Below are 14,085 nucleotides of genomic sequence, written 5' to 3'. Positions count from 1 at the left end.
GTGCCTGCTGTTAGTCGTTACATCGTCCACTCCGTGCTGGTGCCGAATGCGCTGTCGAAGTCGGACCGGTCGATGGTGTCGCTGGCCAGCTTGGTGTCGTTGGTCGTTTTCACGGTGGTGGAGTAGCTGTCGACCGTCACGGTCAGATCACTGTCGCCGCTCACCACGGTCTTACCGTCGGACTTGATCGTCACCGTGCGGCCGGAGGAGTCGACCACCTTGCCGCCGCTGGCCACGTTCAGCGCGCTGATCGTGGTGTCCGCCGTCACCACCCAGGTGGACTTGCCGTCCACGTTCACGGTGATCGGTGCATCGCTGACCGAGTCGCTGCCGTCACTGGCCGACGTGTTCTTGCTGATCGACGCCGACCCCGTCCATGTGGTGCCTTCCAGCAGGTAGAGGTTCACCGTGGAGATCGTGTCGGCCGTGACCTTGCCGCGCAACTGCTGGTTGCGTCCGGTGAAGTTCACCGTCGCGCCGTTCGAGCCGGCCTGACCCCAGTTGTTGGAGTCGTTGCCTTCGGCTTGGATCAGGTTGGCCGCGTCGGTGTCGAAGTCCAGCGTGGTGTTGCTCAGGACCACGTCCGCGGTGGTGTTGGTGAAGTAGAACATCGACCCGGATTCGATCGCCGATTTCAGCGTGGAATCCTTGGCCTGGAACGTGGCGTGCTCGCCGGTGCTGGCCTCAGCGTCGCCCGAAGTGGACTGGTAGATGATCACGCCGTTGGCCACCGGATCGCTGCCCGTCTTGCCGGTGTTGGTGCTGGTCAGCGTGGAGTTGCTGATCAGGATGGTGTTCAGTCCCTCCATGCCGGCGATCTGGCTGCCGGTGGCGGTGCCGGTGACGTCGTTCACCTGCACGTCGCCGGTGGAGTAGAGCAGTGGCGATCCGGAGCCGGCCGTGTTCAGCGTGCCCTTGACGAGCGAGACGCTGCCGCCGCCGCGATCGGTGGCGAGCGTGGCGCTGTGGTCGCCCTTCGTGGTGGCGGTGATCGATCCGGCGAGGATCGTGCCGCCGTATGTGGCGTCGAGGCCGCGGGAGTTCGCCGACGTGGTGCTGATCGTGGTGTTATTGGCGAGCACGGTGGCCGAATCGGTGGCGAAGATGCCGTTCGAGCCCGATCCGGTGGCCGTCAGCTTCGAGCCGGAGATTGTGGCCTTGGAGTCCTCGCCCACTGCGAGCAGCACCGAATTGGTGCCGTAGAAATTGTCGTTGTCGTCGCTGCTGCCGTCGCCGGACTTCTTCAGCGTGGCGTCGGTGAGGGTGAGCGAACCGCCGTTCTGCACGAGGGCCGCGTTCTGATCGGCTTTCGTGGCGGCGGTGGTCGCGTTCTTCGAGGTCTTGTCGGTGCCGTCGGCGGTGAGCGCGGCCGAGTACGAACCGGCGTAGTCGTAGCTCATCGTGTTCGCGCCACCCTGTCCGTTCTGGCCTCCCGGACCGCTCTGGCCGTTGCCGGGCGCTCCCGGTGCGGAGGACGATGCCGCGGCGAAATGCCGAATGGCGAAAGTGGTGCCCGCGCCCGCCGCGAGACCGCCCGCCAGCGAGATTGCGGCGGCGATGGCGATCAGCTTTCGGGTGGCGACGACCGTGCGGGTGTTGGGTGTGCGGGTGTTGGGGGTGCGGGTGTTGGGGGTTGTGCCGTTGGATGTTGTGTCGTTGGATGTTGCGCCGTTGGGGGCCGGATTATTGCGTGCCGTTGCGGTGAAAGTCGTGGTGTCTGCCGGGGTTGTCCTGCCGTACCGAGGCGGAATGCTCTGCGGCTGCATGATGAACCTCTTTCGCTTGGTCGTTGAACTTGCTGCTGATGCTTATTCAACGATGCTCAGCGAAAGAGGTCCTGAAGTCGACGGCAACATTGCCTGCGACTTTGCGACAGGCTCCGTGGAAGATTCCTGAACGCCTGCTGGATGCGCAACGTCTGCCGGCCGCGAAACGATTGCTGGACGCGATTACAGCCCGTACTCCTCGTGGGCGAACTTCTCCAGCGCCGGAATCGAACGCTTCACCTTCTCGGTGTCGATGCAGTACGCCATGCGGAAGTATCCGGGCACGCCGAAGCTGTCGGACGGCACGAGGATCAGGTCATGCTCCTTGGCCTTGAGGCAGAACGCGGTCGCGTCGTCCTCGAGGGCCTTCGGGAAGATGTAGAACGTGCCGCCGGGACGCACCACGTCGAAGCCAATGCCGGTGAGCGCGTCGTACAGCAGGTTCATGTTCGTCTCGTAGACGCTCAGGTCGGCGGTCTTGTCGAGCACCTTGGAGACGCCCAGCTGGATCGAGCTCGGCGGGCAGTTGTGGCCGGTGCCGCGCGAGATCTGGCCCATCATCGGCACGAGCAGGTCGGCGTCGGTGGCCGCGGGGTTCACCGCCACGTAGCCGATGCGCTCGCCGGGCAGGCTCAGTGACTTCGACCACGAGTAGCAGGTGAGCGTGTTGTCGTAGAACTTCGCCGGGTAGGCCTGCTCGCCGCCGTCGAATACGATCTCCCGGTACGGTTCGTCGCTGATCAGGAAGATATCGTGACCGTATTCGACCTGCTTGGCACGCAGGATGCCGGCCAGCCTCTCCAGCGTTTCGGCGGAGTAGACGGCACCGGACGGGTTGTTCGGCGTGTTGATCAGCACGGCCATGACGCCCGGGTTCAGCGCGGCCTCGAACGCCTCGAAGTTGATCTGGAAGTTCGCGGTGTCGGCCGGGACGATGGTCAGATGGGCGCCCGTGCCCTTGACGTACGGCTGGTATTCGGGGAAGTACGGCGCGAACGTGATGATCTCGTCACCCGGCTTGGTCACCGCGCGCATGGCGTGGGCGAGGGCGCCGGCCGCTCCCGTGGTGGGGAAGATGTGGTTGCCGGTGTAGGCCATGCCGAACCGCTGGTTGAGGTTTTCGGCGATGGCGTCCTTCACCTCGGGAATGCCCAGCGAGGGGGAGTAGCCGTGGATGGCCACCGGATCGCCGTGCTCGTACAGGTCGACCATCGCGTCGGTGAACGCGGCGGGCGCGGGCACACTCGGATTGCCGAGGCTGTAGTCGAACACGTTCTCGTAGCCGATCTCCTTGCCGCGGGCGGTCGCGTACTCGCTCAGCTCGCGGATGACGGACTTGCCACCAAGCATCGCCTTGTAATCCTCGTTGATCATTCCATGCTCCTTCTGCCGGTTATGCCGTATGCCCGTATCGTCGTTGGCGTTGGTGTCGACGCTGGCGGTGTCCGTTGGCGGTTGCCGTCGGCTACCGTCGACTATCGTATGTGCGTCACGATTCGTCTGATCGGGCTGATGATTGCCGTTTTACCATGACGAGGCGAACGATTCACCGGATCTTCCGCGTTGTCCCGGTGAGGTGGGGCTAGACGATCCGGCGGGCGACTTTCTGCTCGGTTTTTCGCGTGACCAGCAGGATGTGCCGGCGTTCGGCGTCGGTCGTGGCGAACAGATACGTCTCGCCGCCGTCCTTGAGCTTGAGTTTCTTGCGCAGCGCGGCCACGGTCATCGGGAAGTTGCGCACGGCGATGTTGGCGTGGGTGATGCCGTTCAGCGCCGCACGGAGTTCGCGCTTGCCCATGCCGGTCACGGCGTCGACGGCGAACGTGCGGCCGGGAAAGTCTGGGATCGGGTCCGGGCCGGTCGAGACGAACAGATGACTGTTCTGGCTGATCTGCCGTATGCCGTATCGCCGTTCGATCAGGGCGAAGCAGCCGGCCTTCATGATCGAGGCGTTCGGCTCGTAAAGGTACCGCCAGACGGTCTGGGATGCGGCGATTTCGGCCGGGGATGTGATTTCGGCGGGGGCGGTGATTTCGCTGGATTCGACGATCTCGCCGCTTGCGTCGATGACGTAGTCGATGATCTCCCCGTCGTTGACGCAATGCATTCGGATGGTGTCAGTCTGTCGGTGCCCACTCAGCACGATGAGCAGTTCCTTGCATTCGTTGCCGGTCGAGACGATATGCACTTCGCGCACGACGCCGGCCCCGCCGAGATCGTGGACGGCCTTGCGCCAGTCGAGCATCGGGGAGAGCTTGATCATCACGTACCGGGCACGGGCGAGCAGCAGCGGTTCCAGAGCGATCACGTCGGGCGTGCAGTCGGCGATCGCCACCGTGCGTCCGCCATGCGCATCGCGGCGAGCGGGATCGATGAAGATCATCGTGACCGGAGCGGTCGGGGAGAGTTGAGTGTGCAGGTACTCGGCCGAATCGGCGTTGACGATTTCGGTGTGATGCAATCCCAGCGCGGTCGTATTGTGCTTGGCCAGATCGCACAGATGCGCCTGCCGCTCCACATAGACGGCCCGGTCGAACGACCTTGCCATATACGAGAAATCCACGCCGAATCCGCCGGTCAGATCGACGAGAGCGGTGGCGTCGGCCACGGTATCGGTGGAGGCGTCGATCAGCCGGGCCGCCAGATCGGCCTTGTATCGTGCGGTGGTCTGGGACGAGCACTGTTCCATCGACAGATGCGGCGGGTAGATGATGTCGTTGCAGTCGGCCCATTCGGGCAGCTTGATCCGCGCTCGCTGCCATCCGTCGATCTGATCGAGCGCGAACGGCAGATCGATGCCGTCGGTGTTTCCGGCGTGCAGCGCGAGGTCGCGCACGTCATCGGTACGGTGCAGGCGAATGAATTCACGGGTTTCCGGGCTGATCTCCACGGCAACATTGTACCGACGGTTGTGCGGCCATCACCGGGCGGAGCGGATCGAGGTGATGCAGGGAATGCTGGTCAGGGCGATCAGTGCCGCGATGATGAACACCGGACGGTAGGTTCCCGCGATCGCGTAGATGCCGGAGGTGAACACCGCCGCCAGAATCATGCCGGAGGTATTGGCCAGGTTGAGGATGCCCAGGCCCTTGCCGGCCTCCTTCTTATCCGGCAGCACGTCGATGCTCAACGCCTGATTGGCGGCGTTGTAGGTGCCGTACCCCAGACCGGCCAGCAGACCGTACACGTAGAAGCCGTACACGGAGTGGATCAGTCGCGGCGTCAGGAATCCTGCGGCGAGTAGCAGTGCCGCCAGGATGAGCAGCGGCTTCCTTCGGCCCCAGCGTTCGGCGATGACGCCCGTCGCGATCATGCCGGTCAGACTGGCGCCCATCGTGCAGGCCGACAGTGTGGCGATGGTGGCAGCGGCCTGACCGGCGTTCTGCCCCAGATAGCTTTCGATGATGTACAGCTGGTAGGCGTACACCATGTTGTAGGCCAGCATCAGGCAGAACCGTCCGACCAGGGCCTTGTAGAAGTCCGCGGCTCCACGGGTCGGTGGCTTGAAGCTCCGCAGCACGGCCTTCACGCCGCCGGAGTCCGGCGCCGGCAGGTTCGCGGCGGAAGGCTCCTTGGGCCAGATGGTAACGACGACCAGTCCGGACAGGGCGAGCAGGCTTGCGGCGATAACGAAGCCGATGAATTTCTGCTCATGGAACAAGGCGCCCGTCATGGTGCCCAGCGCGTTGCCCATGGTGGTGCCCAGACCGTAGGCCACGGACATCCTCACGCGCAGGTGGCCGGGGATCCTGTCCGACAGGGTGGCCAGGAACGGGGCAAGCAGGGCGTTGAGAAACAGCTGCAGGCCACACCATGCGGCGATGATGGTGACGGTGTTGTGTGCGAGCGACACCAGCAGCAGGCATGTGCCGGCGGCCATCGCGCCGAGCACCATGAACGGCGTGCGGCGTCCGAAACGTGAACGGGAGCGGTCGGAGAATGAACCGAATACGATGTTCGCGCACAGGGCCACCACCGCGCCCGCGGCATTGAGCTGCGCGATCATGCCGTTCGGGTCGGCGAAGCCGTCGTCCTTGAGACGCTGGGGCAGCAGCACCATGCTGGCACAGTTGAAGGCCGTCATCCACATGACGCCGCAGAGGAGGAATCCGACGAGAAAACGGATCATGGTTTTCATGGGCAGCGCGATGCTCGTAGGTGTGGTCCGCTGTTCGACGTGGTGCTTTTCCTGGTCCCTCTGACCTTTCTGGTCCTGCTGATTCACGTCCTCTCCTTCTGGTTTGCCGCCGTTCTCGCTGGCTGTCCGGTGCTCTCTATGTTCTCTGCACGTTCTGTGAAGCGACGCTGCGGATTCGCGGATGTCCGTGCATAAAAAATCTCCTGAAACCATTGCGGTTTCAGGAGATCATCCGTGCCCCCCGTGGGATTCGAACCCACAACCCACGACTTAAAAGGACGCTGCTCTAACCGTTGAGCTAGAGGGGCAACTCTTCTACGATACACGCTCCAGCCGACCAAACCAAATCGAAGGGCATTGCCCGTGCGGGTTTGACCATACCGGCCGAAAACGGAAGAAGCCCGGCGGGAGAGAAGACCGCCGGGCTAGAGAGGAAGAGAGAAGAAGAAGGGATTCAGTTATTGCGGCTGTACAGCCGGTCTGTCTGTGTATTCGACCTGTGCTGTTCGACCGTGGTTCTTATATAACCGCATGAATTTCAACACACCATGTGCGTTAGCTGGGAATTTCATGGGAATCCTGCTTCTCTGCGGTTTGTCGCGCGAATTCCGGCCCATCGGCAATTGTCCGGTTCATAGGGGTGAAGGCAAACGCACCTCTATGGAAAGGAATGATCATGGGACTCTTCTTCAGCGACCCTACCTACGATGTGGTCAAGGTGGGCGGATGGCTGTCCGGCGACGAGGTCGTACTGGAAGACGTGACGATGCAAGAGGCTTCAGATTACATCGACAGTCGTTCCGGATGGTTGTTCGGTGACGGCAACACCTACAAGATCGTCAAGCATCAGTGGTGATGGCGGAGTCGGTGATGACGGACCGGTGATGGCGGGACCGGTGATGGCGGAGACGATCGTCAACGCATACCGCATACCCAGCGACTGCCGGAATGCTCGGCAACGGAACAGCAAGGAAAAGGAAAGGAGAAAAAGAACGCCGGACCGTGAATGCGCCTGTCGGCGCAAGGGCCGCTCGCAGCGGCAAAAAATGGAGCCCGGGGCAATGCACGGCCCGACGCGTCACCCAGTGTACGGCATGGGCCGCCGATCACCAAACGCGCATGTTCGCGCAAGGCGTGGCCGAACGCTCACCGTCCGGTCACGGCGCCTGACTGGATTCCGGACTACTCCAGTCGTCCTTCGCGCCACAGACCGGCTCCGGCCCGGAAATCCTTGGCGGTGCCGGACAGTGACTTCGCGGTCTTCACCATGTGCGAGGCCCCGGAGTTCGCCAGCTTCGCCTGCGTTTCCAGAGCAGTCAGCCCCAGACGCTGCGCCTCCTCCTGCCGCCGCTTCGTTTCGGCCACGAGTCCGGCCGCGATCACCGAGCAGAACGCGCTGGCCCGTTCCAGCGCCACCGCGAAATCACCGGTGAACGCGCCGGAGAGAATCGAATCCGCGGTGCGCGCGATGTCGTCGGCGGTCGGTGCCTGATCCACGCCGGCGATGGCCGACGCCGTGGTGGCCACCGGTTCCCCCAGTCGCCACAGTCGGGAGATGTTCTCGCGATTGCGCCGCATCCATGTGCGCAGCATGTACAGTCGCCACAGCACGCCGGGCAGCGATTCGGGCTCGGCCGAACTCCACAGCTCGGCCACCAGATCCACGCCCTCGTGCTCCACCAGCGTGAGCACGCGATCCACCACCTGCGGATCCTGCGTGTGATGCACGCGGTCAAGCAGGGATGCGGCGGTGGTGTGGCTCATATCGCTGAGCTGCTGCGGGTCCACGCCGCCGGCCAGCTGATCGACCAGAGCGGCGTCGAGCTGCGCGGGACGGGTGAACCGTGCGGAACCGGAGCGTGCCGCGGCGAAACCAGAGCCGGCGGCACGGACCGAGGAGGAACCATAGGCGGAGGAATTAGTAGACAATCGGGCTTACCTTCTGAATATCGATGATGGCCGGACCATGTTCCGTGTCAACGATATTAAAGGCTACCGCATGTCCGGTGGCCATGTACGGTGTTTTCGCCGGAAGCCTCTTCGCCAGGGCCTTCGACTCGCACAGTTCCCGCATGTGTTCGAACACTCCGCCGATCACCGGACGGTGCATGCACACGGCGGTGGTCTCGCCGGATTCCAGCGTGTGGCGCATCTCGCCGAGAATGCAGGCCCATGCCGAATCCGGTCGGTCGGCGAACGCGTCCTCGGTCAGGTCGTCGGCCATGTGCACGGGCAGGCCGGTCTGCCATGAGAACGTTTCGATGGTGCCGGTGCAGCGACGCCACGGCGAGGTGACGAGTCGGTCGATGCCGAAGCAGGCGATCTCGCGGGTGAGTGCGTAGGCGTAGGCCGCGCCGCGCGGCGTGAGCGGACGGTCGGCGTCAGTGCCGCCCCAGAACTTGCGTCCTTCGGCCTTGCCGTGCCGGATCAGCAGGAACATGTGCGAGCTGAGGATGCCGCCGCGGACCTTGGCCACGAACTGGTCGAGAATGTCGCGGTCGAGTACGTGGGTGAGCTTGTGCCGTGCGTCGGCGGGGGACATCCACGACACATTGTCCACTTCGTTGGGATCGGTGTTGATCGGCCCGAAGGCGTAACGCCGCTTTTCGGCGTCCTGCGCGTCGATCACATGGGCGTTCCAATACAGCACATGCTTGCGAGGCTTGCGGGGATTGCAACGGCGCTTGCCCGGCTTGCCTTCATCCTCCAGCGGGTACTCGACCTCGCCGATATAGGCGCCCAGCGCCACCGACAGGCCGGTTTCCTCGCCGATCTCGCGCACGGCGGCGTGGCGATGGGATTCGTTGACGTCGAGCTTGCCCTTCGGCCAGCTCCAGTCGTCATATTTCGGTCGATGTACGACGCATAGTTCCAGATTGTCCAGAATGACGTCCGGGTCCTTGGCCGCGGGGCCTTCGAGCCTGATGTCATCGCGCCAGCGGTACACGATGCCGCCGGCTGCTTCGACGACCGTACTACTCATTGCGATATCTTTCTCTTTGGTCATCGTCGGCTCGCCTCACATCGCATATTGCCGGGATTGCCGCAACTGCACGGGCGTCCGACGATCGTGATCATGGTTAGGTCTCCAGAGAGGAACGGTCTTCCACCCGGGAAACTCCCTACCATTATGTGCCGGTGAAACCGATATCATTCATTCGAAAGTGCAACAAGATGGCAACAAACGACCCCGGATATCAGATCGGTGATATCCGGGGTCGTGCATGACGCTACGGCCGTCACCCGTCAAAAGTTAGACGTCGGTTGCCGACGCCGACCGATCGGTCGGGACCACTATTCGGTACGATGACCGAACCTGATGATCCATGCCACATATCGGCCGATGGAAATGAGATTCCGACCGATACGTGACATCATACGGGCAACCGTCCGACGGAGTCAGTTGTGACGCGGACGACGGGTGTGCTTCTTGATCAGAGCCTCCTGGCAATCGACCAGCGGCTTGCCGTCGTCATCCGTCGAATGACGGATGTAGGTGCCGTCGGGCTGCATGTGCCAGCTGCTGGTGGTGTCGGCCATCTGCAGATCCACGTACTTGATGAGCTCCTCGATCTGCTCGGGAGCGGTGACGCGGATCAGCGCCTCGACACGACGGTCGAGGTTGCGGTGCATCAGGTCGGCCGAACCGATCCACACCTCGGGGCCGGAAGCCGGGCCTTCGCCGATCTGCGGGCCCTGCGAGTTCGCGAAGGCGTAGATACGGCTGTGCTCCAGGAAGCGGCCGAGGATCGAGTGCACGCGGATGTTGTCGCTCATGCCGGGGACGCCGGGCTTGAGCGAGCAGATGCCACGCTCCACGATGTCGATCTTCACGCCGGCCTGGCTGGCGCGGTACAGCGCATCGATGGTGGCCTCGTCCACGATGGAGTTGACCTTGATCTTGATCCATGCGGGCTTGCCGGCAAGGGCGGCGGTCTCCTCGCGACGGATGCGCTCGATCAGACCGGTGCGGATGCCGCGCGGGGCGACCAGCAGACGGTGGAAGCTCGACTTCGGAGCGTAGCCGGACAGCTGGTTGAACAGGCGGGTCAGATCCTGACCGACCACCGGGTCGCAGGTGAGCAGACCGAGATCGGTGTAGATGCGGGCGGTCTTCGGGTTGTAGTTACCGGTGCCCACGTGGCAGTAACGACGCAGGCCATCGGCTTCCTGACGGACCACCAGCGACAGCTTGCAGTGGGTCTTGAGGCCCACGATGCCGTACACCACGTGCACGCCGGCGCGCTCGAGCTTGCGGGCCCAGGCGATGTTGGCGTCCTCGTCGAAGCGGGCCTTGATCTCCACCAGCGCCAGCACCTGCTTGCCGGCGTGGGCGGCGTCGATCAGCGCGTCCACGATCGGGGAGTTGGAGCTGGTGCGGTACAGCGTCTGCTTGATGGCCAGCACCTTCGGATCGGCGGCGGCCTGAGCCAGGAACGCCTGCACGGAGGTGGAGAAGGAATCGTAGGGGTGGTGCAGCAGGATGTCACGCTCGCGGATGGCGGCGAAGATGTCCTGGGCGCGGCTGGATTCCACCTCGGCGATCTGACGGTTGGTGGTCGGGACGAACTTCGGGAACTTCAGGTCCGGACGATCCACCGAGCCGAGCTCGAACAGCACCGTGGCGTCGAGCGGCGTGGGCAGACGGTACACCTCTTCGTCGTTCACGCCGAGCTGGTCGGCGAGCAGCTGGGAGAGGAACGGGCTGGTGTTCTGCGAAAGCTCCAGACGGATCGGCGGTCCGAAGCGGCGGCGCAGCAGCTCCTTCTCCATGGCGTTGAGCAGGTTCTCGGCGTCATCCTCTTCGACGTCGATGTCCTCGTTACGGGTGACGCGGAAGGAGCGTGCCTCCTTGATGATCATGCCGGGGAACAGGGCCTCGAGGTGGGCGATGATGAGGTTCTCCATCGTCACGAAGCCGTAGCGCACGTCGGACGCCTCGTCATCGGTCATGTCGTCCACGGCCACCAGTCGGGGCAGGTTGTCGGGGATCTTCACGCGGGCGAAGTGCGACTTGCCGGAGTTCGGGTTCTCCACGATCACGGCGAGGTTCAGCGAGTTGCCGGAGATGTAGGGGAACGGATGGGCGGGATCCACGGCCAGCGGGGTCAGCACGGGGAAGACCTGCTGACGGAAGAACTTGCTCAGGCGCTCCTGCTCGGCGATGGTGAGCTGGCTCCACTTGAGCAGGACGATGTTCTCCTTGGCGAGATCGGGCAGGATGTGCTCGATCATGTAGTTGGCGTGCTCGTCCTGCAGGCAGTGGGCCTGATCGGAGATCGCGCGCAGCTGCTGGCGCGGGCTCAGGCCGCTGGCGCTCGGCACGGCGATGCCGGTGTCGATGCGGCGCTTGAGGCCGGCCACGCGGACCATGAAGAACTCATCGAGGTTGGACGCGAAGATGGCGGCGAAGTTCGCGCGCTCCAGCACCGGAAGCGTCTCGTCCTGGGCAAGCTCCAGAACGCGCTTGTTGAACTTCAGCCAGCTCAGCTCGCGGTCGAAGAACCTGTCGGGGGGCAGGGGCTCGTAGTGAGCGGCGTTGGGGTTTTCGCGGGTGTCCTTCGGGGTCTCCGCGATATGCTCGGCGATCTGCGATTTAAGGATCGCCTTCGAGGGTGCATTGAATATCTGAGCCATACGTACCACTTTATTATCGACGTCGACGAACAGTAGGAAAAATGAGGGTAAATCACGGGAGAATTTAACTATTATTCATGTTGCCCGCCTTTCGGTCGCGCGATTAGGTATGAGGATCGTGGATACTGGAAGGTATGCAGTCGGTAGTGAATGGTGATCAGGACGAACGGATCGTGGAGGTTCCTCGGGGCACGGTGGTGCTTGCGGCGACGCCCATCGGCAACGTAGGCGACGCCTCGTCGCGACTGGTGGCGCTGCTGGAACAGGCCGACATCGTGGCCGCGGAGGATACGCGGCGCCTGTACGATCTGGCCCGACGACTGGGCGTGCACGTCAACGGCCGCGTAGTGGCCTATCACGATCACAACGAGCGCGGCAAGGCCGACGGTCTGCTTGACGAGGTGGAGACCGGCGCCTGCGTGCTGGTCGTTTCGGATGCCGGCATGCCTACGATCAACGATCCCGGTCTGGCGATCGTGCGCCGGGCCATCGAGCGCGGACTGCCGGTCACCTGCGCCCCCGGCCCGAGCGCGGTGCTCGACGCCCTTGCGCTCTCCGGATTGCCCACCGACCGGTTCTGCTATGAGGGGTTCCTGCCCCGCAAGCACGCCGACCGGGTGCAGCGCCTGCGATCGCTGCAATCCGAACGGCGGACCATCGTGTTCTACGAGACCCCGCATCGCATCGCCGATTCGATGGACGACCTGCTTTCCGCATTCGGCCCCGACCGTCGCATGGCCCTGGCCCGGGAGCTGACCAAGGACTATGAGGAGATTCGCCGCGGCGGCATCGGCGAGATCCGGCAGGGAGTGATCGACGACCCGCCCCGCGGCGAGATCGTGCTGGTGATCGCCGGCGCCTCCGAGGACGAGGCCCGCGAGATGGCTCCGGCCTCGCTGAGCGTGGAGGATCTGGCGGTGCTGGCCATCGACCGTGCCCTGGAGGACGGGCTTCGCATCAAGGAGGCCATCGCCGAGGTGATCGAGGAGCATCCGCTGCCTGACGGCTCGCTGGCCAACCGCAAGCAGGTCTACGCGGCCGTGCTGCAGATCAAGCAGTGACCCGACGGCAATGACCCGACGGCCAGTGACCCGATCTCTCGTGTTCCGGGCCGACAGTCTCCATGCCAGATGGACTCCCGTACGGTTGGCTTCCGGTGGCTCCCACACCGCCAGCTCCCGTACCGCCAGCTCCCGCGTCGATGTCTCTCCGCACCGCCAGCTCCTGCGACTCCCGCAACCGCTCATTCACTGTTCGTCCATGGATTCGAACAGCACCTCAAAGGCCCTTCTGACGCCCGGGCCGCCGGTCTGGGCCACGAACTCCAGCATCGCCGGGGTCGCCGAAGGATTGGCGATCAGCCACATGCGCAGCTGCGGCGCCTCCCTGGCGATATGCCACAGCACATCCTGCTCGGTGTGCGGATCGCAGGCGACTGCTGCAGTCAGTCGCAACGGGGGCGGCGGAGGTGTCGGCTCTCGTCCGCTCGCCGGTCTGCTCCGCACCGGCCGATGTGAGGGCTTTCTCCGGGCAATGCCGGTGAGCCTGTCGTCGCCGACCGAGTCCTGACGTCCACGGGACCGCGAACGTCGTCGCAGTCGGGGCCGCAGCCGTGGACCCAACCATGGGCGCGGACCGGTCCGGCGGCGCTCGGCCGCATGGCGGCGTCGCCCCCGCACAGCGCCGGATGACTCGGTCGTGCCGGATGGTCCAGCCTCACCGGATGCGCTCCGCATCGTCGCCCATCCCGTCGAATCCCGATCCATCGGCCGTGACGTCGGTTCCGCGGCCGGTCGTGTCGTCGGGTCCGTCGTCGGCCGCGTCAATGATCATGGTGTCTCCTTTCCCGATATCGGCACCGATATCGTCGTTGATCTCGTCGTTGGTATCGTCCAGCCGGTCGATATGTTCGGCTTCGCTCAGCTCCTGCCGCTGTCGGTCCATCAGCATTCGCTTCTCCACGTTCATCAGCATCCGCACGGCCGGTCCGTGGTTCGGCCACCGCGGATTCTCCCACAGGGTCTTCAGACACTGCGACACCTTGATCCCATAGGCATCGAGCATCCGTGCGATCAGCGCTTCGGTGTGCGATGGTCTCTGCCCGGGCAGATCCATGCACGCCAGATCGCAGGCGGTGCGCATCGGCGAGGTGACCAGCAGTTGCCGCAGCCGCATCAGCTGCTCGGGCGGGGTGCGCCGATTGTGCACGACGATCTGCCGGCCATGCACCCGGGCCCGGAAATGCGATCCCGAGACCACGTCCACCCGTCCGGGGAACCGGCCGCCCTGCCAGACCCACAGCGCCAGCGGACCGGTCGCGGCGGCGCCGAACGGCACCATCTGTTCGGCGATCGACGCGCGGCCGTACAGCGTGCCGGCATAGGACGCCGGGTAGGCGCAGGTGTCGTCGAGACGGACCAGCACCTTGCGCTCCACCAGTCGTTCGAGCCCCATGTCACCGGTGACGTCGTCGATCTGCACGATGGCAGGCAGCGGCTGCGGGACGGCTCCGGAGTACCGTCGCGTCGTGCCATTCGACGAGGG

Annotated in this window: 10 protein-coding genes, 1 tRNA gene and 1 pseudogene; 2 read left to right on the top strand and 10 right to left on the bottom strand. The window is 64.1% G+C overall.

The features are described 5' to 3' along the window. Positions 1 to 17 precede the first annotated feature (17 nt). The 5 genes from CSQ87_RS02930 to CSQ87_RS02910 form a co-directional block, all read right to left on the bottom strand. Positions 18 to 1,766 carry an adhesin gene (locus CSQ87_RS02930; RefSeq protein ID WP_243388808.1) on the bottom strand — a complete coding sequence of 583 codons (1,749 nt, stop codon included), beginning with the start codon at positions 1,764 to 1,766 and terminating at the stop codon, positions 18 to 20. 183 nt (positions 1,767 to 1,949) lie between these two features. Continuing rightward, positions 1,950 to 3,140, bottom strand: coding sequence for a pyridoxal phosphate-dependent aminotransferase (locus CSQ87_RS02925; RefSeq protein WP_100512370.1), 1,191 nt, complete (start codon positions 3,138 to 3,140; stop codon positions 1,950 to 1,952). A gap of 208 nt (positions 3,141 to 3,348) precedes the next feature. Beyond that, positions 3,349 to 4,656: a THUMP-like domain-containing protein gene (locus CSQ87_RS02920; RefSeq protein WP_100512369.1), complete on the bottom strand. Its 1,308-nt coding sequence runs from the start codon at positions 4,654 to 4,656 to the stop codon at positions 3,349 to 3,351. Between the two features lie 30 nt (positions 4,657 to 4,686). After that, positions 4,687 to 5,991, bottom strand: a complete 1,305-nt coding sequence (locus CSQ87_RS02915) for an MFS transporter (RefSeq protein WP_165776714.1) — start codon at positions 5,989 to 5,991, stop codon at positions 4,687 to 4,689. Between the two features lie 148 nt (positions 5,992 to 6,139). Next, a tRNA-Lys gene (locus CSQ87_RS02910) sits at positions 6,140 to 6,212 on the bottom strand. Positions 6,213 to 6,580: 368 nt separating this feature from the next. On the opposite strand from CSQ87_RS02910, the gene CSQ87_RS02905 reads away from it, so the two are divergent. Next, entirely contained in the window at positions 6,581 to 6,760 is a 180-nt protein-coding gene (locus CSQ87_RS02905; protein WP_133122326.1) for a hypothetical protein, read from the top strand. Between the two features lie 326 nt (positions 6,761 to 7,086). Here CSQ87_RS02905 and CSQ87_RS02900 read toward each other — a convergent pair whose 3' ends face one another. The 3 genes from CSQ87_RS02900 to CSQ87_RS02890 form a co-directional block, all read right to left on the bottom strand. Further along, entirely contained in the window at positions 7,087 to 7,833 is a 747-nt protein-coding gene (locus tag CSQ87_RS02900; RefSeq protein ID WP_100512366.1) for a hypothetical protein, read from the bottom strand. Then, positions 7,823 to 8,887: an NUDIX hydrolase gene (locus CSQ87_RS02895; RefSeq protein WP_100512365.1), complete on the bottom strand. Its 1,065-nt coding sequence runs from the start codon at positions 8,885 to 8,887 to the stop codon at positions 7,823 to 7,825. The genes CSQ87_RS02900 and CSQ87_RS02895 overlap by 11 nt, the downstream gene beginning before the upstream one ends. A gap of 416 nt (positions 8,888 to 9,303) precedes the next feature. Next, entirely contained in the window at positions 9,304 to 11,541 is a 2,238-nt protein-coding gene (locus tag CSQ87_RS02890) for an RNA degradosome polyphosphate kinase (protein WP_100512364.1), read from the bottom strand. 179 nt (positions 11,542 to 11,720) lie between these two features. Between CSQ87_RS02890 and rsmI the strand changes: the two are divergent. Further along, a pseudogene (gene rsmI / locus CSQ87_RS02885) lies at positions 11,721 to 12,602 on the top strand (16S rRNA (cytidine(1402)-2'-O)-methyltransferase); the annotation flags it as partial. A 186-nt stretch (positions 12,603 to 12,788) separates the two neighbouring features. On the opposite strand, the gene CSQ87_RS02880 reads toward rsmI, so the two are convergent. Further along, complete coding sequence (locus CSQ87_RS02880; protein ID WP_243388807.1) at positions 12,789 to 12,995, bottom strand: variant leucine-rich repeat-containing protein; 207 nt, start codon at positions 12,993 to 12,995, stop codon at positions 12,789 to 12,791. Between the two features lie 262 nt (positions 12,996 to 13,257). Continuing rightward, complete coding sequence (locus CSQ87_RS02875) at positions 13,258 to 14,022, bottom strand: hypothetical protein (protein ID WP_100512361.1); 765 nt, start codon at positions 14,020 to 14,022, stop codon at positions 13,258 to 13,260. Positions 14,023 to 14,085 lie beyond the last annotated feature (63 nt).

It is taken from the genome of Bifidobacterium simiarum, from assembly GCF_002802905.1.
In the GTDB taxonomy this organism is placed as follows: domain Bacteria; phylum Actinomycetota; class Actinomycetes; order Actinomycetales; family Bifidobacteriaceae; genus Galliscardovia; species Galliscardovia simiarum.
The sequence above is the reverse complement of the archived record's forward strand: the minus strand, read 5'-3'. Positions and strand labels throughout refer to the sequence as shown.